Annotated in this window: 21 protein-coding genes; 8 read left to right on the top strand and 13 right to left on the bottom strand. The window is 66.5% G+C overall.

Annotated elements, in window-relative coordinates:
* Positions 1-114 precede the first annotated feature (114 nt).
* The 10 genes from ccoS to fnrL all read right to left on the bottom strand — a co-directional run bounded on the left by ccoS (position 115) and on the right by fnrL (position 9,309).
* A complete protein-coding gene (gene ccoS, locus R5H30_RS11290) occupies positions 115-255 on the bottom strand; it encodes a cbb3-type cytochrome oxidase assembly protein CcoS (RefSeq protein ID WP_318328417.1) in 141 nt (46 codons plus the stop codon).
* Positions 252-2,402 carry a heavy metal translocating P-type ATPase gene (locus tag R5H30_RS11285; RefSeq protein WP_318328416.1) on the bottom strand — a complete coding sequence of 717 codons (2,151 nt, stop codon included), beginning with the start codon at positions 2,400-2,402 and terminating at the stop codon, positions 252-254. The genes ccoS and R5H30_RS11285 overlap by 4 nt, the downstream gene beginning before the upstream one ends.
* The gene (locus R5H30_RS11280; RefSeq protein WP_318328415.1) at positions 2,399-2,851 is read right to left on the bottom strand and encodes a FixH family protein; all 453 of its coding nucleotides are present in this window, start codon (positions 2,849-2,851) and stop codon (positions 2,399-2,401) included. The genes R5H30_RS11285 and R5H30_RS11280 overlap by 4 nt, the downstream gene beginning before the upstream one ends.
* Positions 2,848-4,281 carry a cytochrome c oxidase accessory protein CcoG gene (ccoG, locus tag R5H30_RS11275; RefSeq protein ID WP_318328414.1) on the bottom strand — a complete coding sequence of 478 codons (1,434 nt, stop codon included), beginning with the start codon at positions 4,279-4,281 and terminating at the stop codon, positions 2,848-2,850. Before ccoG ends, R5H30_RS11280 begins: the two co-directional genes overlap by 4 nt.
* Positions 4,282-4,423: 142 nt before the next feature.
* A complete protein-coding gene (ccoP, locus tag R5H30_RS11270; protein WP_318328412.1) occupies positions 4,424-5,314 on the bottom strand; it encodes a cytochrome-c oxidase, cbb3-type subunit III in 891 nt (296 codons plus the stop codon).
* On the bottom strand, positions 5,307-5,513 hold the full coding sequence (locus R5H30_RS11265; protein ID WP_318328410.1) for a cbb3-type cytochrome c oxidase subunit 3: 207 nt from the start codon (positions 5,511-5,513) through the stop codon (positions 5,307-5,309). The genes ccoP and R5H30_RS11265 overlap by 8 nt, the downstream gene beginning before the upstream one ends.
* A gap of 12 nt (positions 5,514-5,525) precedes the next feature.
* On the bottom strand, positions 5,526-6,350 hold the full coding sequence (ccoO, locus tag R5H30_RS11260; protein ID WP_318328409.1) for a cytochrome-c oxidase, cbb3-type subunit II: 825 nt from the start codon (positions 6,348-6,350) through the stop codon (positions 5,526-5,528).
* Between the two features lie 12 nt (positions 6,351-6,362).
* On the bottom strand, positions 6,363-7,967 hold the full coding sequence (gene ccoN, locus R5H30_RS11255) for a cytochrome-c oxidase, cbb3-type subunit I (protein WP_318328407.1): 1,605 nt from the start codon (positions 7,965-7,967) through the stop codon (positions 6,363-6,365).
* Positions 7,968-8,092: 125 nt separating this feature from the next.
* Entirely contained in the window at positions 8,093-8,500 is a 408-nt protein-coding gene (locus R5H30_RS11250; protein ID WP_318328406.1) for a universal stress protein, read from the bottom strand.
* A 74-nt stretch (positions 8,501-8,574) separates the two neighbouring features.
* A complete protein-coding gene (fnrL, locus tag R5H30_RS11245) occupies positions 8,575-9,309 on the bottom strand; it encodes a transcriptional regulator FnrL (RefSeq protein ID WP_318328405.1) in 735 nt (244 codons plus the stop codon).
* A gap of 53 nt (positions 9,310-9,362) precedes the next feature.
* On the opposite strand from fnrL, the gene hemN reads away from it, so the two are divergent.
* Together hemN and R5H30_RS11235 are read left to right on the top strand one after the other, a co-directional pair.
* A complete protein-coding gene (gene hemN / locus R5H30_RS11240; protein ID WP_318328404.1) occupies positions 9,363-10,718 on the top strand; it encodes an oxygen-independent coproporphyrinogen III oxidase in 1,356 nt (451 codons plus the stop codon).
* 108 nt (positions 10,719-10,826) lie between these two features.
* Complete coding sequence (locus R5H30_RS11235) at positions 10,827-11,153, top strand: DUF1330 domain-containing protein (protein ID WP_318328403.1); 327 nt, start codon at positions 10,827-10,829, stop codon at positions 11,151-11,153.
* Positions 11,154-11,157: 4 nt separating this feature from the next.
* Here the strand turns inward: R5H30_RS11235 and R5H30_RS11230 are convergent, their stop codons facing one another.
* Together R5H30_RS11230 and R5H30_RS11225 are read right to left on the bottom strand one after the other, a co-directional pair.
* Positions 11,158-12,327, bottom strand: coding sequence for a WD40/YVTN/BNR-like repeat-containing protein (locus R5H30_RS11230; RefSeq protein ID WP_318328402.1), 1,170 nt, complete (start codon positions 12,325-12,327; stop codon positions 11,158-11,160).
* Positions 12,328-12,415: 88 nt separating this feature from the next.
* Positions 12,416-12,685: a DksA/TraR family C4-type zinc finger protein gene (locus R5H30_RS11225; RefSeq protein ID WP_318328401.1), complete on the bottom strand. Its 270-nt coding sequence runs from the start codon at positions 12,683-12,685 to the stop codon at positions 12,416-12,418.
* Positions 12,686-12,863: 178 nt separating this feature from the next.
* Here R5H30_RS11225 and R5H30_RS11220 point away from each other — a divergent pair, with 178 nt between their 5' ends.
* The 6 genes from R5H30_RS11220 to R5H30_RS11195 all read left to right on the top strand — a co-directional run bounded on the left by R5H30_RS11220 (position 12,864) and on the right by R5H30_RS11195 (position 21,247).
* Positions 12,864-14,075: a lytic murein transglycosylase gene (locus R5H30_RS11220; protein ID WP_318328400.1), complete on the top strand. Its 1,212-nt coding sequence runs from the start codon at positions 12,864-12,866 to the stop codon at positions 14,073-14,075.
* A 98-nt stretch (positions 14,076-14,173) separates the two neighbouring features.
* Complete coding sequence (locus R5H30_RS11215) at positions 14,174-15,058, top strand: hypothetical protein (protein ID WP_318328398.1); 885 nt, start codon at positions 14,174-14,176, stop codon at positions 15,056-15,058.
* Between the two features lie 91 nt (positions 15,059-15,149).
* A complete protein-coding gene (locus R5H30_RS11210; protein ID WP_318328397.1) occupies positions 15,150-15,911 on the top strand; it encodes an ion channel in 762 nt (253 codons plus the stop codon).
* 74 nt (positions 15,912-15,985) lie between these two features.
* Positions 15,986-16,765, top strand: coding sequence for an SDR family NAD(P)-dependent oxidoreductase (locus R5H30_RS11205; RefSeq protein ID WP_318328395.1), 780 nt, complete (start codon positions 15,986-15,988; stop codon positions 16,763-16,765).
* A gap of 189 nt (positions 16,766-16,954) precedes the next feature.
* Positions 16,955-18,088 (top strand): efflux RND transporter periplasmic adaptor subunit, encoded by a 1,134-nt coding sequence (locus R5H30_RS11200; protein ID WP_318328394.1) that lies wholly within the window; start codon positions 16,955-16,957, stop codon positions 18,086-18,088.
* A 24-nt stretch (positions 18,089-18,112) separates the two neighbouring features.
* Positions 18,113-21,247: an efflux RND transporter permease subunit gene (locus R5H30_RS11195; protein WP_318328393.1), complete on the top strand. Its 3,135-nt coding sequence runs from the start codon at positions 18,113-18,115 to the stop codon at positions 21,245-21,247.
* Here R5H30_RS11195 and R5H30_RS11190 read toward each other — a convergent pair.
* Entirely contained in the window at positions 21,234-21,752 is a 519-nt protein-coding gene (locus R5H30_RS11190) for a hypothetical protein (protein WP_318328392.1), read from the bottom strand. The two genes, R5H30_RS11195 and R5H30_RS11190, sit on opposite strands and share 14 nt — an antisense overlap.
* Between the last annotated feature and the right edge of the window lie 137 nt (positions 21,753-21,889).

Raw genomic sequence — 21,889 nt, 5'->3', positions numbered from 1 at the left:
TGGCCTTGTCTCCGGCCGTTTGTCCGCCATTGCGCGCGGCTCACCCCGAACCGGATGCGCTGCGCAGAGTCTAGGGACGTGGCCAGGAAAGACAAGCGGGATGGGCCGCGCGGCTCAGTCGTCGTCAAGCAGGATGCGCGCCGCGTTGCCTTCGCTGTCATCGTACTGGTCGTGCCGCATGGTCCAGAAGAACGCCGCGACGCCGAGCCCGCCAAGGATCAGCGATACCGGGATGAGGACAACGAGGACGTTCACGGCACTCTCCTGATGCGCAGTGCGTTCAAGAGCACGGTAACCGAAGAGGTCGACATCGCCAATGCGGCGATAAGCGGCGTGGCAAGACCGGCGAGGGCGATCGGCACGGCGACGATGTTGTAGAGGGTGGCGATCGTGAAGTTTTGGCGTGACAGGTGCACGGCGGCGCAGGCGACGCGGTGCAGCTGGGGCAGCGTCTCCATCCCGTCACGCAGCAACACGACGTCGGCGGCGTTGCGCGAGGCATCGAGTGCCGAAGACGGCGCGATCGACACGTGTGCCGCCGCCAGGGCAGCGGTGTCGTTGAGCCCGTCGCCCACCATCAGCACGCGGTGTCCGGCCAGGGCCAATCCGGACAGCAGGTCGTGCTTGGCCTCGGCGCTCACTTCGGCGCGCGCATCCTCGATCCCGAGCGATGCGGCCACGTCCGCCACCCGCTCCGCGCAGTCGCCGCTGACAAGCTTCACGACGAGGCCGGCTTCCTGCAGGGCCGCGACGGTTTCGCGCGCACCGGGGCGCAGGCGTTCGGAGGTGGGTACCGGCAGGGCCGGGTCGTTGCCGATGCGCAGGCAAAGCGCGGAGGTGTCCTCGCCGAGCCAACTGCCCTTGCCAAGCCGGACGATCCGGGCGCCGAGCCGGCCCTCGATGCCGCAGCCCCTGACCTCCGTGATACCGCTGAGCTCGGCGGGTGCGACCTCTGCCAGCGTCTCGGCCAATGCGCGCGAGACCGGGTGATCCGAGCTCTGGGAAAGCGCGCGCAGCACCGATCTTTCGGTCGCACCGAAGCCTTCGGCATCGACGTCGACACCGGGCAGGGTCAGCGTCCCGGTCTTGTCGAAGACGACCGTGTCGATCTCGGCCAGCCGTTCGAGTGCCGTGCCCGACTTCACCAGCACGCCCAGCCGGTAGAGCCGCCCGATGGCCGCCGTCGCCACGGCCGGCACGGCAAGGCCGAGCGCGCAGGGACAGGTGATGATCAGCACCGCGATGGCGACGTTGAGCGCGTGGCGCACATCGCCGTCGAAGGCAACCCAGCCGAGAAAGGCCACCAGCGCCAGAAGGTGCACCACGGGCGCGTAGACCTGCGCGGCGCGGTCGGCCAGCGCGGTGTAGCGGTTGCGCGCGGTCTCGGCGGTCTCCACCAGCGCCGCGACGCGTCGCAGCGTTGTGTCCGGTCCGACGGCGGTCGCCGTGACCTCGATGGCCGGGCCGAGGTTGACTTCGCCGGCCTGCACGACTGCGCCTGCCTCAAGGGCGACCGCCTCGCTTTCGCCGGTGAGGAAGGACCGATCGGTCAGGGCGCCGCCGCCCTGCAGGACACCGTCGACCGGCACCCGCGCGCCGGTCGGGATCAGCAGCCTGTCGCCGACGACAAGTTCGGAAAGCGGGACCTGCTCGGTGCGCCCCTCGCGCAAGCGCTGGGCGCGCCGCACCTCGAGCGCCGAAAGCTCCTGCGCCGCCGAACGCGCCTCGCTGCGGCTGCGATGATCGAGGTACCGCCCGATCAGCAGGAAGAAGGTCAGCGAAAGCGCGGCGTCGAAATAGGCGTGCCGGCCGCTGTTCAACGTCTCGTAGAGCGACATGCCCGCCGCCAGCAGGATCGCAAGCGAGATCGGCACGTCCATGTTGAGCCCGCGCGCTTTCAACGCCGCCCAGGCGCTGCGAAAGAACGGCTGGCCGGAATAAATCACCACCGGCAGCGCGATCATGGCCGAGATCAGGTGGAACAGATCGCGCGTGGCATCCTGCGCGCCGGACCAGACCGCGACCGACAGCAGCATCACGTTCATCATCGCGAAGCCCGCGACTGCGAGCCGCATCAGCAAGTCGCGTCCCGTCCGGTCGGCAGCGGGCGCCAGCGTCGCGGTGTCGAGCGGAAACGCCGCGAAGCCGATGTCCTGCAAGGCCTCGACGGCGGTCTCCGGCTCCAGCCCGGGCGCCACCAGCGACACCCGCTTGAGAGACAGGTTCACCCGTGCCGCGGCGACGCCGGGCAGGGCGGAGAGACGGCGTTCGATCTTGGCAATACAGGCCGCGCAGTGCATCCCGGGCACCGAAAGATAGAGCGTCGGGATCTCGCTGGCCTGCACCCTGTCCTGTGCCAGCGGCGCGGCCTCGCAGGCCGGGCAGGCGGAAACCATGGTCATTCCGCGACCTTCACGATCACGCGCTGCTTGAACAGCGTGCCGTCGGCGGCGCGCGCTTCGAGCCGCAGGTTCCAGTTGCCCGGACCGGCCGCGACATCGGCAACCAGCGCGTCACCGGTCCAGCGGAAGTCGGGTGTCTGGTCCCGCGCGACCGAGGTGGCGCGCCCGAAGACGGCGCTTTCGATCTCGGGTGATACCGGCGCGCCGTCCTCGATGACACGCAGGTAGAGCTTTCCGCCCGACACCTGTGCCGAGACGTCCCAGTTCAACGCGTCCTGCGCGTCGCGGTCGGCCTCGAATCTCTGGCTTGCGACGTAGGAATTGGCGGTCTCGAGCCCGGGGAAGGTGCGCACCGCGTTGACCGCGAGCACGAGGTTGACGGCGATGATGATGCCGAAGGCCACGGCAAAGCAGGTGAAGACGTGCCAGCCCTTGATTTCGCGGGTCATTCCCCACCCCTTCCGTTGAAGCTCGAAGTGCGCTCGGCCCGCTCCCCGGTTTGCGTGTCCTCGACCCAGATCGTGAGCTCGGTGATGTCGCCGGTCGCCGCCGGACTGTCCGGGGCCGCCGTGACGTAGAGCCTTTGCAGCTTGGTGATGTTCGCAGGCACCGTGACTTCGGCGCCCTCTGCGACGCCTTCCAGTTCGATGTTCAGGGCCGCGGCGCTGTCGACGCCGATCCGGAAGACCCGGTCGTCGCCCTGCATGTTGCGCAGGCGGACATCGTAGATGTTGCGTACCGATCCGTCGGACTGCACGACGAAAGTCGGATTGCGCACCGGAGAGACGGTAAGGTCGATGTCGCTGCGGATGAAAAGCGCGTAGAGCAGCGCGAGGCCGAAGGCGCCCCAGATCGCCGTATAGAGGATCGTGCGCGGGCGCAGGATGTGTTTCCAGACCGGTTTCGGCGGCTCACCCGCGATCTCGGCGGGCGCATCCGACAGCGCCAGATAGTCGATCAGCCCGCGCGGCTTGCCGATGCGCTCCATGACCTCGTCGCAGGCGTCGATGCAAAGCGCACAGGTGATGCACTCCATCTGTTGCCCGTCGCGGATGTCGATGCCCATCGGGCAGACGTTGACGCAGGCCATGCAGTCGATGCAATCGCCCAGGTTCTCGGCTCCGGCCGCCTTGCGGTGCTTGCCGCGTGGCTCGCCGCGCCATTCTCTGTAGGCCACGGTCAGCGTGTCGGGGTCCATCATCGCCGACTGGATGCGCGGCCAGGGGCACATGTAGATGCAGACCTGCTCGCGCATGAAGCCGCCGAAGACGAAGGTGGTCGCGGTCAGGATGGCGATGGTGACATAGGCGATCGACGGCGCCTGGAACAACGCGAGATCGCGCGCCAGCGTCGGCGCGTCGGTGAAGTAGAACACCCAGGCACCGCCGGTGGCGAGCGCGATCAGAAGCCAGACCGCCCACTTGGTCAGCCGCAGGCGGACCTTCCGGGCCGACCACGGGGCGTGGTGCAGGCGCACGCGGGCGTTGCGGTCGCCCTCGATCCAGCGTTCGACGAGAATGAAGAGGTCGGTCCAGACGGTCTGCGGACAGGTATAGCCGCACCAGACGCGGCCGAGCGCGGAGGTGAAGAGGAACAGGCCGATGCCCGCCATTACCAGCAATCCGCCGACGAAATAGAATTCGTGCGGCCAGATCTCGACGAAGAAGAAGTAGAAGCGACGGTTGGCGAGATCGACGAGCACCGCCTGGTCCGGCAGGTTCGGGCCGCGGTCCCAGCGGATCCAGGGGGTGAGGTAGTAGATGCCGAGCGTGATGCCCATGATCCACCACTTCAGGTTCCGGAAAAAGCCGTGCACCCGGCGCGGAAAGATCGGCTCGCGGGCGACGTAAAGGGAGGGAGGTGGTTCGACTGACGACATTTCACCTGTTCCGTTCACCGGTTGCCGCCCGTGGCGCGCGAGGCGGGCCGTTTCGCATCATGTGCCTCCCGAGGCAGTGCGCCCCGGCGGGACGGCTCTGCACCGGGAGGCTTGACCGCGCGGCGGCGCGGTCAACCGAAGGTCATTCGCCGCCGCCCAGACCGTGGACATAGGCGGAGGCCGCGCGCACGTCCGCCTCGCTCAGACGCTGGCCCCAGGCCGGCATGACACCGTAGCGCGAGTAGGTGACGGTCTCGGTCAGCGTGTCCCGGTCCCCGCCGTAAAGCCAGATCGCGTCGGCGAGGTTGGGCGCGCCCTGCGCGCGGTCGCCTTCCGCGTTCTCGCCGTGACAGGCCGAGCAGTTGTCCATGTAGACCTGTGTCCCCGCCTCGGCCAGTGCGGCATCGTGGTCCTCGTCCGACAGCGACAGCACGTATTCGACGACCTGCGAAATCTCCTCGTCGCCGAGAATCTCGCCGAAGGCCGGCATTTCCGAGTAATGGGCGTCGGGGTCGGTGTCGTTGCGGATGCCGTGGCGCACCGTGTGCACGATCGTGTCCATGTCGCCACCCCAGAGCCAGTCGTCGTCGAGCAGGTTGGGATAGCCCTTGGCCCCGGCCGCGCCCGACCCGTGGCATTGCGAGCAATGCGCGCGGAAGACCGCGGCGCCCCGCGCCACGGCGTAACGGTTGAGATCCTCGTTCTCGGTCAGCGAGGCCATCTCGACCTGTTCGAGCGCGTTCACGAGATCCTCGTTGCGCAGCTCGTGCGCGACAATCTCGGCCGCGACGGTGCCGCGCGACGACCAGCCCATCACGCCTGCCGTGGCGCCCGAGATCAGCGGCCACGCCGGGTAGGCGATGACGTAGATCAGCCCCCAGAGGATGGTCGCGTAGAAGGTCCAGAGCCACCAGCGCGGCAGCGGGTTGTTGAGCTCTTCGATGCCGTCCCAGGTGTGGCCGGTGGTCTCGATCCCCGTGACCTCGTCGATCTTGTTGCCGGACACGTTCTTCTTGTCCCTTTCTTCAGACATCGCCGGTCCTTTCGCGGTTCGTGGCCTCCGCGCCATCGGGGCGCGGCGCATCGTCGTTGAGGGGAATCTGGCTGATCTCGTCGTGAACCCGGCGACTGCCGGGCCGGAAGGCCCAGGCCACCGTGCCAAGGAAGAAGACCAGCAGCGCCAGCAGCACCCAGCTGTCGGCGATCTGGCGGAGCAGGGAATAGGTGTCCATCGTTCGCGCCTCCTATCGGCTTGCCGCGGGCGTGAAGGTCGAGAAGTCGACCATCGTGCCCAGCACCTGCAGGTAGGCGATCAGCGCGTCCATCTCGGTCAGTTCGGGCTGGCCGTCGAAGTTAGACACCACCGCGCCCGGATAACGCTCGAGAAGACCGTCGGTGTCGCCGTCGGGATTGGCCTGCACGCGGAAGTCGGCCCGCGCGGCCTCGATCTGCTCGTCGGTGTAGGGCACGCCGACGAAGCGGTGCGTCTCGAGCAGGTCCTGGATATGCGTGGCCTCGATCCGTGCGTCCAGAAGGTAGGCGTATTTCGGCATGATCGATTCCGGCACCACCGACTGCGGATCGACGAGGTGATCGACGTGCCAGGCGTCCGAATAGCGCCCGCCGACCCGGGCGAGGTCGGGTCCGGTGCGTTTCGAACCCCACTGGAACGGATGGTCGTACATCGATTCCGCCGCCAGAGAGTAATGCCCGTAGCGTTCCACCTCGTCGCGCATCGGGCGGATCATCTGGCTGTGACAGACATAGCAGCCCTCGCGCACGTAGATGTCGCGCCCGGCCAGTTCGAGCGGCGCGTAGGGGCGCACGCCGTCGACCTCCTCGATCGTGTTCTCGAGCCAGAAGAGCGGCGCGATTTCCACGATGCCGCCGATGGTGACGACCAGCAGAGAGAAGACCAGCAGCAGCGTCGGGCTTTTCTCGAGGATCGCGTGTCGTTCGATAATCGCGGTGTGGTGCGGCAGCTCGTTGGGGATCTCCTCGGGGAAGTCGGACGCCTGGCTCACCTTCGGATCCTTTTCGGCGCTCGGGACCTTTTCGTTGTCAACCATGATCGAAGATCCTCACTCTGCAGGGGTCGCTTGCGGCACCGGGGCCACGGCGGCTTTCTGTCCGCGGATCGTCATCCACATGTTCCAGCACATGATCAGCGCGCCGCCGAGGTAGAGCATGCCGCCGATCGCGCGCACCACGTACATCGGGAACTTGGCGGCCACGGTGTCGGCGAAGCTGTTGACGAGAAACCCCTGGTCGTCGACCTCGCGCCACATCAGGCCTTCCATGATCCCGGTGACCCACATCGAGGCGGCGTAGAGCACGATGCCGATGGTGGCGAGCCAGAAATGCCAGTTGATCGCCGGCATCGAGTACATCTGCGCGCGTCCCCATAGGCGTGGCGTCAGGAAGTAGAGGCAGGCGAAGGTGATCATGCCGTTCCAGCCCAAAGCGCCGGAATGCACGTGACCGATGGTCCAGTCGGTGTAATGCGACAGGGAGTTCACCGCGCGGATCGACATCATCGGACCCTCGAAGGTCGACATGCCGTAGAACCCCAGAGAGATCACGAACATGCGGATGATCGGGTCGGTCCGAAGCTTGTCCCAGGCGCCCTGCAGGGTCATCAGCCCGTTGATCATGCCGCCCCAGGACGGCATCCAGAGGATCACCGAGAACACCATGCCGAGCGTCGAGGCCCAGTCGGGCAGGGCGGTGTAGTGCAGGTGGTGCGGCCCGGCCCAGATGTAGAGAAAGATCAGCGCCCAGAAGTGGATGATCGACAGCTTGTAGCTGTAGACCGGGCGGCCGGCCTGCTTGGGCACGAAATAGTACATCATGCCCAGAAATCCTGCCGTCAGGAAGAAGCCCACGGCGTTGTGGCCGTACCACCATTGCGTCATCGCATCCTGCACGCCGGCGAAGACCTGGACCGACTTCGAGCCCCAGATGCTGACCGGGATGCTGAGGTTGTTGACGATGTGCAGCATCGCCACCGTGATGATGAAGCTCAGGTAGAACCAGTTGGCGACATAGATGTGCTTTTCCTTGCGGTAGAAGAGCGTCCCCATGAAGATCGCGAGGTAGCAGACCCAGATGATCGTCAGCCACAGGTCCACGTACCATTCCGGCTCGGCGTATTCCTTGGATTGGGTGGCGCCCAGCAGGTAGCCGGTGGCGGCCAGCACGATGAAGAGCTGGTAGCCCCAGAACACGAACCAGGCGAGTTTCGGGGCGAAGAGACGGACGCCCGATGTGCGCTGCACGACCCAGAAAGACGTGCAGATCAATGCGTTGCCGCCGAAGGCGAAGATCACCGCCGAGGTGTGCAGCGGACGCAGGCGTCCGAAGTTCGTGTAGGGCTGGCCCCAGTCGAAGTTGAGCCAGGGAAAGGCCAGTTGCAACGCGATGAAGGTGCCCGCCAGAAACCCGGCGATGCCCCAGAAGGCGGTAGCGATGACGCCCGCGCGGATCACCCCGTCCTCGTAGCCGGTCGCCGGGGCGGCCACGGGCCTCGGTTCGTCAATGCCGCGCAGCACCCAGATGAACATGCCCGCCGCGATCAGCATTATCAGCACCGCGTGCGCCTGGTAGGCGGCGTCATGCCCCCAGTTCGCCGCCAGCCCTGCAAAGATCGCGACGATCGCAAGCAAGATCAGCTTCACATATTCCATATCCGTCCCCCACCTGTCCCGGGTCGGTGCGCGCCAATTCGTGTCGCGGTGCGGCACCGTTTCATCTCAAGGTCGTCTTCAGTCCCGCCAGCGGCGCGGACCGGGCACTTCGTTGCCTTAGGTCATTATCGTAACACGTGTACTGCGCACTTCGCGTGCCGCACGACGTAATTGGCCGTCGAGCCAAGCAGGATATCGGCGAGCTCCGGCGCATGGGAGGCGATCACGATGCAATCGCAACCGTGCGTGTCGGCATGGCTGGTGATCTCGTGGCCGGCGCGCCCCTGGACCACCGCGGCCTTGGCGCCGTCGAGAGTCTTCGTCAGAGCCGCGAGGTCGGCCTCCATTTCCTCATGCCGCTTGCGGATCACGTCCGGCGGCAGGTACTCGCTGACGTAGTCCGGAATCGTCTCGACCACGTGTAGCAGCGTCACCGTGGCGCCCTCGTCGGAAAGCTGCCGGGCCACGTCGATGGCGGCCTCGACGTTGCGCGAATGATCGAGAACGACGGGAACCAGGATGTTGTTGTACATGGCCTATTCTCCTTCTGGCTGGCACGACACAAACACCATGCCGCAGTGCCGAACATTGACACAGATCAGTTTTCTCAACTGATCGGCCCGCCGTCCGCATCGTCGCCCGTGGCGACGTGCAGGGCGGACAGATCCTTGACTTCAAAGCGGCGCCGGTCGGCGAATTCGATCACGCCTTCGCGGCGCAGGGCTGTCATCTGCCGGCTCACGGTTTCCAGCGTCAGCCCGAGGTAATTCGCGATCTCGTCGCGCGTCAGCGGCAGAGACAGCGCAGCACCGGTTGCGCCGCCTCCGGCAAGGCTCTGGCGGCGCACGAGCATCTCGACGAAGGTCGCGATCTTTTCGCGCGCGGTCTTGCGCCCCAGAAGCAGCATCCAGTCGCGCGCCGCGTCCAGCTCGTCCAGCGCGATCTCGACCATCCGCTCGGCGACATGCGGAGTGGTCGTCAGCAGTTCCTCGAAGGCTCCGCGTTCGAAACAGCACAAGGTGACGTCGGTCACGGCGGTCACGTCGAAGTCGATCTGCGGACGGCCCGGGCGTCCGACGAAATCCGATGGCAGAAGCAGGCCGACCACCTGGGTCCGGCCGTCCTCGAGCGTCTTGCCGAGCGTCGCCACGCCCTTCACCACCGAGGCCACGAAATGCAGGTCGTCGCCGCGCCACAGGATCGTCTCGCCGGCCTTGTAGGTGCGGTAGGACTTGATCCGTTCGAGCAGCGAGAGCTCCTCGCTGTCGCAACGCGAGCAGATCGCCCGATGCCGGATCGGGCAGGCGTCGCACGTCACGCGAGTATTGAGCGAGATGGTCATGGGTTTGACCTGGATCAATGAGATAAGCCGCCGCTGTGATTAAGCGTAACCACATGCTGACGCATCATCAAGCTGACCTGCAAAGACTTTTCGACGCACGTGTACCGCGTTACACCAGCTACCCGCCCGCGAACCATTTTTCCGCGACCGCCGGAGGCGAGAACCAGGCAGCCTGGCTGGCGTCGCTTTCCGATGACGATGCGATCTCGCTCTACGTGCACATCCCGTTCTGCCGCAGGTTGTGCTGGTTCTGCGCCTGCCGCACGCAGGGAACGTCGAACCTGCGTCCGGTGGCCGCCTATGTGAAGGACGTGCTGCACGAAATCGGCCTCGTCGCCGCACGGATGACCGCCCGCCCCAGCCTGTCGCGCCTGCACCTCGGAGGCGGAACGCCGACGATCCTCGACGCAAGCCTGGCGAAGACTCTGCTCACCGGCATCTTCGACGCCTTCGATCCCGGCGAGGATTTCGAGTTTTCGGTCGAGATCGACCCGACCGAGGCTTCGGAGGCAGCGCTGCGGATGCTCGCGGAATTCGGCATGAACCGCGCCAGCATCGGGGTGCAGGATTTCGAGCCTGCCGTGCAGTCGGCCATCGGTCGCGAGCAGAGCTTCGCCCAGACAAGGCGCGCGGTGAAGATCCTCCGCAAGGCGGGAGTCCGGAGCCTCAATGTCGACCTGCTCTACGGTCTGCCGCACCAGACCGACGAGACGCTCGCGCGCAGTCTGCACAAGGTCCTCGACCTCGCGCCCGACCGGATCGCGCTTTACGGCTATGCGCATGTGCCCTGGATGTCCAAGCGCCAGTCGATGATCGAGGCGGCGACGCTGCCGCAGGCGCAGCAACGCTTCGAACTGGCCGAGGTCGCGCGGGCGCTTTTGCTGCAAAGCGGCTTCACCGAGGTCGGCATCGACCATTTCGCCCGGCCCGGCGACGGGCTGGCGCTGGCCAGAGATGCGGGCCGGCTGCGGCGCAACTTCCAGGGTTACACCGACGACACCGCAGAAACGCTGATCGGGCTCGGCGCCTCGGCGATCTCGCGTTTTGCCGGCGGCTATTGCCAGAACGCCGCCGCGACCTCGGCCTATTCGCGCATGGTGCGCGCCGATCGGCTGGCCGGGCAGCGCGGCTTCGTTCTGTCCTCGGCGGACCGACTGGCGGCGCGCATGATCGAACAGTTGATGTGCCACTTCACGCTCGACACCGGGGGCCTGGAGGCCGAGTTCCCGGGCGCCCGCGGCGATATCGCCAGCGCCACCCGGCGGCTTCTCGATACCTGGCCGGACCTCTGTCGGTACGAGGCGGGCCGGGTCGTCATCGCGCGGCGCGGACGCCCGCTGATCCGTGTCATCGCCGCCACGCTCGACCGCTTTGTCACACCCGGGATGTCGCACAGCCTTGCGGTCTGATCGCTGCTGCGCGGCGTGCAAGGGGCTGGATCGGGGGCGGGTGTTCGGCGCAGACTGCTCGCGGGCGGTCGACCGATGGCCGCCGGACTTGCAGGAAAGGAGAGCTGAATGAGTGCCTACCTGATTGCCGACATCAAGGTGACCGACGACGGCTGGATCCCCGAATACGCCGCCAACGTTCACAAGCTGGTCGAGAAGCATGGCGGGCGATACCTCGCCCGAAGCGGCAACATCGACACGCTCGAAGGCGCGGAAAGCGGCAGCACCCTTATCGCGATCCTGGAGTTCCCCTCGAAAGACGCGGTGACGGCCTTCGCGGAGGACCCCGAATACGCGCCTTACGGCAATGCCCGCCAGGCAGGCAGCGAAAGCTGGTTCCGGGTGATCGACGATACCGATATCGCCGGGACGATCCCCTACCTGACTGCGGGCTGAGATCTCACGCCCGGACGGCGGTCTCGACGGACAGGACCGTGGGCAGGTGGCGCGCGATCTCGGACCAGCGTTCGCCGCCGTCGACGCTGGCGAAGACCGAGCCGCTGTTGGTGCCGAAATAGAGCCCCGGCTGCGCTTCGCGGTCGGTTGCCATCGCCTGCCGCAGCACGGTGAAAAAGCAGTTCTTCACCGGAAGCCCCTCGGAATGACCGGTCCAGCGTACGCCGCCGTCGCTCGACTTCCAGACCGAGGCGGAAGCGTCCGGCGGGTATCGCCCGATCGAATCGCCGTTGAGCGGCAGAACCCAGATCGTTTCAGGATCGTGCGGATGCACCGCGATCGGGAAGCCGAAGGTCGACGGCAGGCCGGCCGCGATATCCTGCCAGCTGCGCCCGCCGTCGAGGCTGCGGAACACGCCGTGATGGTTCTGCTGGTAGAGCAGGTCGCCGCCGGACCCGTTCGTCGCCGCGCGTACGACGTTGTGGACGCAATGCCCGACCTCGTGCCCGTCGTCATGGGCATGACCGGGATGCGGCGCGTGGTCCACGGCATCCTCGTTCGAGCGTCGGTTGCGCCGGTCCCATGTTTCCCCGCCATCCTCGGTGGCGAAAACGCCCGCGGCGGAGATCCCGACCCAGAGCTTTTGCGGATCGTCCGCGCGCGCCACGATGGTGTGCAGCACCAGCCCCGCGCCGCCCGGCTGCCAGCTGTCGCGGGAGGGATGGTCCGTGAGGCCCGAAACCTTTTCCCAGCTTTCGCCACCGTCAGTGCTTTGGAACAGCGTCGCGGGCTTGGCCCCCGCGTAAAGGCAATCGTCGGTGCGGCCCAGCGACCAAAGCGCCGTGATCTCGCCGTCGAACGGCGCGGGCGGCGAAGGCTCCAGCCCGAATTGCTGCGCCATGTCCGGATCGTTTGCGATCCACGCGTCGAACTCGCCATTGGCAAGCTTGCTGAGTGACCAGCTGTCGCCGCCGTCCTCCGAGCGCCAGACGCCGGCGCCGTGCCAGTCGCTGCCGCCCGCGGCCCAGAGCCGCCGGCCATCCGTACTGCCCAGAACATGATTGATCGGCCAACCGTCGCAGAAGGGGCCGCGCACCTCCCAGGCCGCGCGTTCGTCATCGGCGTCGAGCAGGAAGGCGCCCTTGGTCGTTCCCAGAAGTATCGTCGTGGTCATCGTCTTGCTCCGATCCACTGGGGCCGTGTTCGGGCGCCCGCAGGCATCATGGGACCGATGGACCGAGTCGGGCAAGCGCTGGAAGGGTCTACCTGAGCTGGCTGTCTTTCGAGCCGCGCCGGTTGATACCGCCGCGCGTTGCGGGCTGGCCGTCACGCTCGCGTTGGCAGTCGATGCAGATCTTGACGCCGGGTACAGCGCGGCGGCGGGCCTCCGGGATCGGTTCCTCGCACTCCGCGCAGTGGGTCCAGCTTTCGCCGCTCGGCGCGCTGCGCGACTTCATGCGCTGCAACTCGTCCTCGATCGAGGCTTCGATCTGTTCGTTCACCGCGCCATCGCGCGCCCATCCGCCTGCCATATTGACCTCCCTGCGCGTCACCCAGACTAGCCGCATCGCCGGCCGCTGGCAAAGCCTTGCCCGCGTGGGCCCGCGGCCCGCGTGCGCGATGTTGCGGCTGCACGTGAAGCGTGCAACTCTGCACCTTGGATCACGGCGGATCAACCGCCGGACATGCGGGCACGGGAGAGCAAGGGCCATGATCTCGAGACGGGCAATTACCTTCGGAATTCCGGCGCTTCTCCTGACCGCCTGCGCGGGGGGCGGCGGCGTCTCACCATCTGCGGAGCCCGAATACCGCGCGGTGCCCAATTCGGGCTACGATGCCTGGGTCGCGGCCTTCAAGGGCCGCGCGGCCGGTCGCGGCATTTCGCAGTCCACGATCGACGCCGCGTTCCGGGGCGCGGGTTACCTGCCGCTCGTGGTCGAGCGCGATCGCAACCAGACCGAATTCACCCGAACGCTCGAGGACTACCTCGCCATCGCCGCCTCGCCCGAGCGGGTGTCGACCGGCAAGGCGATGCTGCGGCGCTACGGGTCGACACTGTCGGCGATCCAGGGGCGTTACGGGGTCGAGCCGCAAGTCGTCACCGCGATCTGGGGGCTCGAGAGTCGTTACGGCGAACAGCGCGGATCGGTCCCCGTGATCTCGGCGGTCTCGACGCTGGCCTACGACGGTCGGCGCGGCGCGTTTTTTGAACAGCAGTTGATGGCTGCACTGCGCATCCTGCAGCGCGGCGACATCAGCCCCGAGCGCATGACCGGAAGCTGGGCCGGGGCGATGGGGCATACGCAGTTCATCCCGACCTCCTTCGAAGCCTATGCCGTCGATTTCACCGGTGATGGACGCCGCGACATCTGGTCGGACGATCCTACCGATGCGCTTGCCTCCGCCGCCGCCTATCTCTCGCGCTCGGGCTGGCGCGCGGGCCAGCCTTGGGGTGTCGAGGTGCGGGTGCCCGCCGGCGTTTCGACCTCGGGCCGGCGCAGGCCGTCGCAATGGGCAGCGCTGGGCGTGCGCCCGGCCGCGGGCGGCAGCATCCCGGACTACGGAAGTGCGACGATCATCCGGCCCGGCGGGCGCGGCCCGGCCTTCATGATCTTTCACAACTTCACCGTCATCTCGCGCTACAACAACGCGACCAACTACGTGATCGGGGTCGGCCATCTCTCCGACCGTCTCGTCGGCGGCGCGCCGATCCAGGGCGATTTCCCGCCCGATTCAAAGGGCATGACGATCGACGACCGACGCGAGCTTCAGGAACGTCTGACCGCGCGCGGTTTCGACACCGCGGGCGCCGACGGGGTGATCGGTTCGAAAACCGTGGCTGCGATTTCGGCCTACCAGCAAAGTGCGGGACTGCCGGTCACCGGCGAGCCGTCACTGGACCTGCTGAACCGCCTGCGCTGAGCCTTTCGAGGCACAGGCGCGGCTTGCCGCCGCCGCTATGCAGGGCGGGGGGCCTATGATAGTATAGCCCAGCTTCTCCGCGCTCAGGAGGCCGGCAGATGTTCAACCCAACCGCCGTGGTTGCTGCGGAATTCGGGGATTACCTCTCCGAGACCTATCTGCAGTACTTCTCGGGGCGGAAAGCGGAATACGCTGCCTACATCAACGGATGCGCCCGCATGATGCTGGAGCGTCTGGGCAACTCGGACGCGCTTTATCACAACGCCGAGCACACGATGATGGTCACGCTGGTCGGCCAGCAGATCGTGCGCGGACAACTCGTCACCCAGGCCGTGCAACCCGAGGACTGGCTGCATTTCATGATCGCCCTGCTGGTGCATGACGTCGGCTATCTGCGCGATGTCTGCGAAGGCGACACCGATACCGAGGTCGTGATCAACGCCGCGGGCGACCGCGTCTGCCCGCCGCGCGGGGCCTCGGACGCCTACCTTGCGCCCTACCACGTGGATCGCGGCAAGCTCTACGCCGTTCAGCGGTTCGCCAAGGCCAGCCTGATCGACGAGCACCGGATCGCGAAGGCCATCGAATACACGCGCTTCCCTGTGCCCGAGGACCCGGCCTACCGCTGCACCGACAGCGAACCGGCACTGGTGCGGGCCGCCGACCTGATCGGCCAGATCGCCGACCCATTCTATCACCGCAAGATCAACGGGCTGTTCCACGAGTTCGTCGAAACCGGAATGGCCGCAAAGCTCGGCTACGAGACCCCGATGGACCTGATGGAGCAGTTCCCGAACTTCTTCTGGTCACAGGTGCAGCCGCTGATCGGACCGGCGCTGGGGCATCTCGAGCAGACGATGGAAGGCAAGCAGTGGGTGGCGCAGCTTTACAACCACGTCTTCCAGGTCTCGCATCGTGCCAGCTGTCTCGGCCCGTTCCCCGGGCCGCAGACCGCCGAGCCTCCACGCACCAACACGGCCTGAAACGCACGCGCCGACGACCGCGGACTTCGGCATCTGGCCAAGCCTGCACTGCCGTGGCATCGTCTTCCGGCGCAGAGGCACAGGGCCGGGTTTGCTTGCACGACTGAGATCGCTCTACGAGGACAATACGCCCCGGGCGCACCGGTTTCGCTATGCGTTGCTGGTCTTCGATATCGTCACCATCCTCTTCGTGATCGCGACGTCCTTCATTCCGCACACGCCGATCATCGAGAAGCTGGACATGGTCTTCGGCCTGCTCATCCTGTGCGATTTCCTCGTGCGGCTCTGGCTGGAGTCAGATCGCGGGCGGATGCTGCTGCGCCTGTCGAGCTGGGCAGACATCGCCGCCATCTTCTCGTTCCTTGCGCCGATCGCGGGCGAGGGGCTCGGGTTCCTGCGCATCCTGCGGACCTTGCGCCTCTTGCACACCTACCAGTTGCTCTACCGACTGCGCCGCGACTTCCGCTTCTTTCGCGAGAACGAGGACATCGTGCTGGCCTCGATCAACCTCGCAGTGTTTCTCTTCGTGATGACGGGCCTGATCTATGCCACTCAGGTCGCGATCAACCCGGACATCCGGAACTATGCCGATGCGCTTTACTTCACCGTCACCACGCTGACGACCACGGGCTTCGGAGACATCATCCTGACCGGTCCCTGGGGCCGTATGCTGTCGGTGGCGGTGATGATCTTCGGCGTCACCCTGTTCCTGCGTCTGCTTCAGGTCATCGTGCGGCCCGTGAAGGTCCGGCAGGAGTGCGGAACCTGTGGGCTGGTGCTGCACGACGCCGACGCGGTCCATTGCAAGCACTGCGGCGAAACCATCCACATCAAGACGGAAGGGACGGTCTGACCAGCGCGCGGAGTTTGCCCGGAACGGCCGAACCGGGTTACCGTGAGGGCGATAACCGCAGGAAAGGGGCGCAGGTGGACCTCGGACTGAAAGGCAAGCTTGCCGTCGTGACCGGCGCCTCGAAAGGCATCGGGCTCGGGATCGCCAACGCCTTCGCGCGCGAGGGCGCGCATCTCGTCATCAATGCCCGGGGTGAGGAGGCGATCGAAAAGGCGGCACGCGAGATCAGCGCGCGGCACAGGGTGCGTTGCCTGTCGGTCGCCGCGGATGTCGCCACCGCCGAGGGATGCGACTACGTGATCGATGCGGCGCAGGATTTCGGCGGCGCGGACATCTTCGTCTCCAACGCCGGCACCGGATCGAACGAGACCGTGGCCGAGGCTTCCGACGACAAGTGGATGGACTACTGGAACCTGCACGTGATGGCGGCCGTGCGCCTGTCGCGCGGGCTGGCCGACCAGATGGAGGCCAAGGGCGGCGGCGCGATGTTGATGAACGCCTCGATCTGCGCGGTGCAGCCGCTTTGGTACGAGCCGATCTACAACACCACCAAGGCGGCGCTGATGATGTTCTCGAAATGTCTTTCGACCGAGATGATCAAGCGCGGCATCCGCGTGAACACGGTCAATCCCGGCCTGATCCGCACGCCGGACTGGGAGAATACGACGCGCGAATTGCGCGGCGAGGACTGGGAGACCTACCTGCAGGAGGTCGCCGACGAACATGCCGACATCCGCCGCTTCGGCACGGTCGAGGAACTGGCCGATTTCTGCGTCTTCCTGTGTTCCCCGCGCGCAGCCTACAGCGTCGGTTCGGCTTACCACGTCGATGGCGGGATGCTGAAGACCGTCTGAGCGCGGTAGATCCGCGCCGTTCGGGCGGAACGACGCAATTTCGGTCTCACCAGCCTAACCCCGATGGATTTCGCGTGATCGTGTCGGTGGCCGCTTGCCTTGGGGTCAGGATGCGGACTAGGCAGGTGTGGACGCACATTGCCTCTCCCGGCGCACACGGCGCGACAACTTCCGCGAAGGATGACGCAGATGATCGACTTGTCCAGACGGGGCTTCAGGTTTCTGGCTCTGGTCCTGGCAGCAGGACCGGCGAGCCTTGCGGCGCAGGAAGGGCGGCCTCCGGCGGCAGTCACGGTGGTTGAGGTGCAGCCCGAGACCGTGACGTTGACCAGCACCCTGCCGGGACGGGTCGCGGCCTCCGCCGAGGCGGAGGTCCGTCCGCAGGTCAACGGCATCATCATCGAACGCCTGTTCCAGGAAGGCGCGTCGGTTTCCGAGGGTGACGTGCTCTTCAGGATCGACGACGCCAGCTATCGCGCGGCCGTCGCGCAGGCTAGGGCGAGCGTCTCGCAGGCCGAGGCAGAGCGCAAGCGCGCCAGCACCGAAGCCGACCGCCTGATCGCGTTGCAACAGCGCAACGTGGCCAGCGAACAGGCGCTGGACGAGGCGACGAGCGCCCGCGACTCGGCCGCAGCGGCGCTCGAGGTGGCCCGCGCGGCCTTGCGCGCGGCCGAGATCGAGCTCGAACGCACCACCATCCGCGCGCGGCTCTCCGGCGAGATCGGTCTTGCTCAGACCAGCCCCGGGGCGCTTGTGACCGCAAGCCAGGCCGCACCGCTGGCCGTGATCCGCAACATCGACCCGGTCTATGTCGACGTCACCCAGTCGGCCGCCGACCTGATGCGCTGGCGGCGTGGCAAGGATGGCGGTACGCGAAAGATCCGCGACGATACCGTCCGCCTGACCCTGGCCGACGGCAGCGTCTATGACGGTACCGGCAAGCTGACCGCGGCCGAGCCCAACGTGCATCCGCAGACCGGCGTCGTCACGCTGCGACTGGAATTTCCGAATGACGACAAACTGTTGCTGCCCGGAATGTATGTACAGGTCGAAGTTCCCGTGGAAGAGGCGGACGACGTCTATCTCGTTCCGCAGGAAGGCGTCACCCGGGATCGTCGCGGCCGTCCCGTGGCCTGGACGGTGTCGGACGAAAACGTCATCGAAGAGCGTGCGCTGACCATCCTGCAGGACATGGGGTCGAGCTGGGTGGTGTCCGACGGGCTGGCGCCCGGCGACCGTGTCGTCGTCGCCGGTTTCCAGAAGGCCGCGCCGGGTGCGCCCGTCACGCCCGAGACACAGGCCGAGACCGAGGCGTCGGAGTGATCGCGCCGGAAAGGGACTGACCGCATGGCCCACTTTTTCATCGACCGTCCCGTTTTCGCCTGGGTCATCTCGATCTTCATCATGGCGGTCGGCATTCTTGCGATCCGCGTCCTGCCGGTCGCGCAATATCCCGAGATCGCGCCGCCCTCGGTGACCGTGCGCGCGACCTACCCGGGTGCCTCCGCCGAAACCGTCGCCAACACGGTCACGCAGATCGTCGAGCAGCAGATGACCGGGCTCGACAATTTGCGCTATTTCTCCTCGTCCTCGACGTCCGACGGCACTTCTCAGATCACCCTGACCTTCGAAACCGGCACCGACATCGACATCGCGCAGGTGCAGGTCCAGAACAAGCTGAGCCAGGCCACGACCCTTCTGCCCGAGATCGTCCAGCGGCAGGGCATCCAGGTCGAGAAATCCTCGGCCGGCTTCCTTATGGTGATCGGCCTCATTTCAGAGGACGGTCGCTTCGAGGACGTCGACCTCGCCGATTACATGATCACCAACCTCGTCGATGAACTCAGCCGGATCGAAGGGGTTGGGTCGGTGCAGGTCTTCGGCGGAAAATACGCCATGCGTATCTGGCTCGACCCGTCCAAGCTCGCCGCGTTCGAAATGACCCCGTCGGATGTCGTGGCCTCGGTCTCGGCCCAGAACGCGCAGATCTCCGCCGGATCCTTCGGCAGCCGTCCCACGCTCGACGGCCAGCAGCTCAACGCCACCATCACCGCGCAATCCCTGCTGCGCACGCCCGAAGATTTCCGCCAGATCGTGCTGCGCGCCGAGACCGACGGCGGTCTGGTCCTGCTCGACGACGTCGCCCGGGTCGAGATCGGCGCCGAGAACTACGCCACCCTCGCGCGGTTCAACGCCGCCCCGGCCTCAGGCATGGCGATCAGCCTCGCCACTGGCGCCAATGCGCTGGAAACGGCGGAAGTGGTCAAGGCGCGCATGGACGAGTTCGCGCGCTTCTTCCCCGAGGGCGTCAGCTACGTCATCCCCTACGACACCACGCCTTTCGTCGAGATTTCCATCGAGGAGGTGGTCAAGACGCTGTTCGAGGCGATCGGCCTTGTCTTCCTGGTGATGTTCCTCTTCCTGCAGAACCTTCGCGCGACCCTGATCCCCACGCTGGCCGTGCCCATCGTGCTGCTGGGTACCTTCGGGATTCTCGCGGCTTTCGGCTTTACGATCAACACCCTGACCATGCTGGCGATGGTGCTGGCAATCGGACTGCTGGTGGACGACGCCATCGTCGTCGTCGAGAACGTCGAGCGGATCATGGAACAGGAAGGCCTCGAACCGCGCGAGGCGACCCACAAGTCGATGGGCCAGATCACCGGGGCGCTGATCGGCATCGCCATCGTGCTCTCGGCGGTCTTCGTGCCGATGGCGTTCTTTCCGGGCTCGACCGGCGTGATCTACCAGCAATTCGCGATCACCATCGTTTCGGCGATGGCGCTTTCGGTGGTCGTCGCGCTGACCCTGACACCGGCGCTCTGCGCCTCGCTGTTGAAACCAAAGGCGCATGCCACGAAACGCGGTCCCTTCGGCTGGTTCAACCGCGGCTTCGAGGGGCTGCTTGGCGGATATGCGCGCGGCGTCGGCTGGACGGTGAAGCGCCCGGTGCGCACCTTCGCGATCTACCTGGCACTCGCCGCCGGCATGGCGCTTTTGTTCCTGCGGACGCCCACCGGGTTTCTGCCGGACGAGGATCAGGGCATTCTCTTCACCCTGATCCAGGCGCCGACCGGAGCCACGACCGAGCGCACGCTCGACGTGCTCGAGCAGGTCGAAAGCTATTACCTCGAACAAGAGGACGCGGTGGTGAAATCGGTCTTCGGTGTCGTCGGTTTCAGCTTCGCGGGCTCGGGGCAGAATATGGGGCTGGCCTTCGTCCAGCTCGAGGACTGGGCCGAGCGTGAGACACCGGATCTCAGCGTGCAGGGACTGGCGGGCCGCGCCTTCGGTGCCTTTTCCCAGATCCGCGACGCGCTGGTATTCCCGATCGTGCCACCTTCGGTGATCGAGCTTGGCAACGTGTCGGGCTTCGATTTCTTCCTGCAGGCGCGCGGCGGGCAGAACCACGAGCAGCTCGTCACCGCCCGCAACCAGCTTTTGGGCCTCGCCGCGCAAAGCCCGCTAATCGCATCGGCGCGGCCCAGCGGGCTCGAGGATGCGGCGCAGTACAACCTCGACATCGACTGGCGCAAGGCCGGTGCGATGGGGGTCAGCCCGACCGATGTCGGAAACCTGCTGTCGATCGCCTGGGCCGGGCGCTACGTCAACGATTTCATCGACCAGGACCGGATCAAGCGGGTTTACGTACAGGGCGAGCAAAGCGCGCGCTCCGTGCCCACCGACATCGACAAGTGGCGCGTGCGCAACGCCACCGGCGGGCTGGTGCCGTTTTCGAACTTCGCCCGCGGCGACTGGGCCTACGGGGCCCAGGGTCTCTACCGCTACAACGGTGTCCCGGCGGTGCAGTTGCAGGGCAGCCCGGCCGAAGGAGTTTCGACCGGCGAGGCCATGGCCGAGATCGAACGGCTCGCGTCGCAGATCGGCACCGGCTTCGACGTCGCCTGGACCGGGCTCTCTCTCGAGGAACGGCAATCGGGCAACCAGGCCCCGCTGCTCTACGCGCTGTCGCTCGGCGCGGTGTTTCTCGCGCTGGCCGCACTTTACGAAAGCTGGTCGATCCCCTTCGCGGCGATGCTCGCCATGCCCATCGGCGTGCTCGGCGCGCTGCTCGGCGCCTGGGCCGGCGGGTTCGAGAACGGGGTCTTTTTCCAGGTCGGCTTGCTGACGGTCATCGGGCTGACCGGCAAGAACGCCATCCTGATCGTCGAGTTCGCCCGCGAACGCTACGAGGCGGGCGAGCGTGTCGTCGATGCGGTCGTCGAGGCAGCGCGCGAGCGGTTCCGACCCATCATCATGACCTCAATGGCCTTCTCGCTGGGCGTTCTGCCGCTGGTGATCTCGAGCGGGGCAGGCTCGGGCGGGCGCAACGCCATCGGCTCGGGCGTGCTGGGCGGCACGCTCTCGGCGACGATCCTCGGGGTGATCTACGTCCCGCTTTTCTTCGTGATCGTCACCCGCCTCTTCCGCGGCGGCAAGGCGCGTCCGGCACCGGCAGACCCTGCGGCTAGCCCGGAATGAACCGCGCGCGGCGCGCCTTGCGGGTCCAGACATGGGTGGCGATGACGATGCCGAACCAGACCAGAAGCAACACGGGGCGGCCGGCCGCAACGAAGGCGAGGATCACCGCGCCGCCTGCGATCGGCACCAGGTCACGGGTGTGGTAGCCGTCGCGCAGAAGCTCCGGCACCTCGCCGAAGGCCGCGCCGAAAGCGCCGGCAAAGATCGAGGCGACAATGCCCGCGACGATCGCCAGCAGGTAGCCTCCGAAGCTGCGCAGCAAGCCACCGAAAGCACCGCGCCCGAACAGGGCCGACGTGAGGTATCCCGCCAGCGCCCCGCCCAGCGCCATCGCGACCGCGTACCGGAGCATCAGCCCGATGGGAACCGTCTCCCGGTTCAGCGAGTCTAGCGCCCGCATGTCCTGCATCAGCAACGCGAGAAAGAAGAAAAGGCCGCTCAGGGCCATCATCAGCGCCGCGATCCAGCGCGGGCTCCAGCCGCGCGCCTCGGGGTCCGTCGTCATACCGCCACTCCTCCTGCGTCCCTAGCCGGCAGTCTGTCACCGCGCGCCGTGCCGCGTCCAGTTCCGAATTGACCGACGCCGCCTGCCGCAAAACGATCGGCCCCTCTCTGGTTTCCAAATATCCCCGCCGGAGGCTC

The sequence above is a fragment of the Roseobacter sp. FCG-D35 genome (genome assembly GCF_033436665.1).
Lineage (GTDB): Bacteria > Pseudomonadota > Alphaproteobacteria > Rhodobacterales > Rhodobacteraceae > JAWQFO01.
The sequence above is the reverse complement of the archived record's forward strand: the minus strand, read 5'-3'. Positions and strand labels throughout refer to the sequence as shown.

Excerpts from the sequence above, each read along its gene's own strand:
- R5H30_RS11265 (WP_318328410.1), bottom strand. The coding sequence starts at position 5,513 with ATGGACACCTATTCCCTGCTCCGCCAGATCGCCGACAGCTGGGTGCTG.
- R5H30_RS11220 (WP_318328400.1), top strand. The coding sequence starts at position 12,864 with ATGATCTCGAGACGGGCAATTACCTTCGGAATTCCGGCGCTTCTCCTG.
- ccoP (WP_318328412.1), bottom strand. The coding sequence starts at position 5,314 with ATGTCTGAAGAAAGGGACAAGAAGAACGTGTCCGGCAACAAGATCGAC.
- R5H30_RS11225 (WP_318328401.1), bottom strand. The coding sequence starts at position 12,685 with ATGGCAGGCGGATGGGCGCGCGATGGCGCGGTGAACGAACAGATCGAA.
- R5H30_RS11285 (WP_318328416.1), bottom strand. The coding sequence starts at position 2,402 with ATGACCATGGTTTCCGCCTGCCCGGCCTGCGAGGCCGCGCCGCTGGCA.
- R5H30_RS11190 (WP_318328392.1), bottom strand. The coding sequence starts at position 21,752 with ATGACGACGGACCCCGAGGCGCGCGGCTGGAGCCCGCGCTGGATCGCG.
- R5H30_RS11200 (WP_318328394.1), top strand. The coding sequence starts at position 16,955 with ATGATCGACTTGTCCAGACGGGGCTTCAGGTTTCTGGCTCTGGTCCTG.
- R5H30_RS11280 (WP_318328415.1), bottom strand. The coding sequence starts at position 2,851 with ATGACCCGCGAAATCAAGGGCTGGCACGTCTTCACCTGCTTTGCCGTG.
- R5H30_RS11235 (WP_318328403.1), top strand. The coding sequence starts at position 10,827 with ATGAGTGCCTACCTGATTGCCGACATCAAGGTGACCGACGACGGCTGG.
- R5H30_RS11230 (WP_318328402.1), bottom strand. The coding sequence starts at position 12,327 with ATGACCACGACGATACTTCTGGGAACGACCAAGGGCGCCTTCCTGCTC.
- ccoG (WP_318328414.1), bottom strand. The coding sequence starts at position 4,281 with ATGTCGTCAGTCGAACCACCTCCCTCCCTTTACGTCGCCCGCGAGCCG.
- hemN (WP_318328404.1), top strand. The coding sequence starts at position 9,363 with ATGCTGACGCATCATCAAGCTGACCTGCAAAGACTTTTCGACGCACGT.
- ccoN (WP_318328407.1), bottom strand. The coding sequence starts at position 7,967 with ATGGAATATGTGAAGCTGATCTTGCTTGCGATCGTCGCGATCTTTGCA.
- R5H30_RS11195 (WP_318328393.1), top strand. The coding sequence starts at position 18,113 with ATGGCCCACTTTTTCATCGACCGTCCCGTTTTCGCCTGGGTCATCTCG.
- fnrL (WP_318328405.1), bottom strand. The coding sequence starts at position 9,309 with ATGACCATCTCGCTCAATACTCGCGTGACGTGCGACGCCTGCCCGATC.
- ccoO (WP_318328409.1), bottom strand. The coding sequence starts at position 6,350 with ATGGTTGACAACGAAAAGGTCCCGAGCGCCGAAAAGGATCCGAAGGTG.
- R5H30_RS11215 (WP_318328398.1), top strand. The coding sequence starts at position 14,174 with ATGTTCAACCCAACCGCCGTGGTTGCTGCGGAATTCGGGGATTACCTC.
- R5H30_RS11250 (WP_318328406.1), bottom strand. The coding sequence starts at position 8,500 with ATGTACAACAACATCCTGGTTCCCGTCGTTCTCGATCATTCGCGCAAC.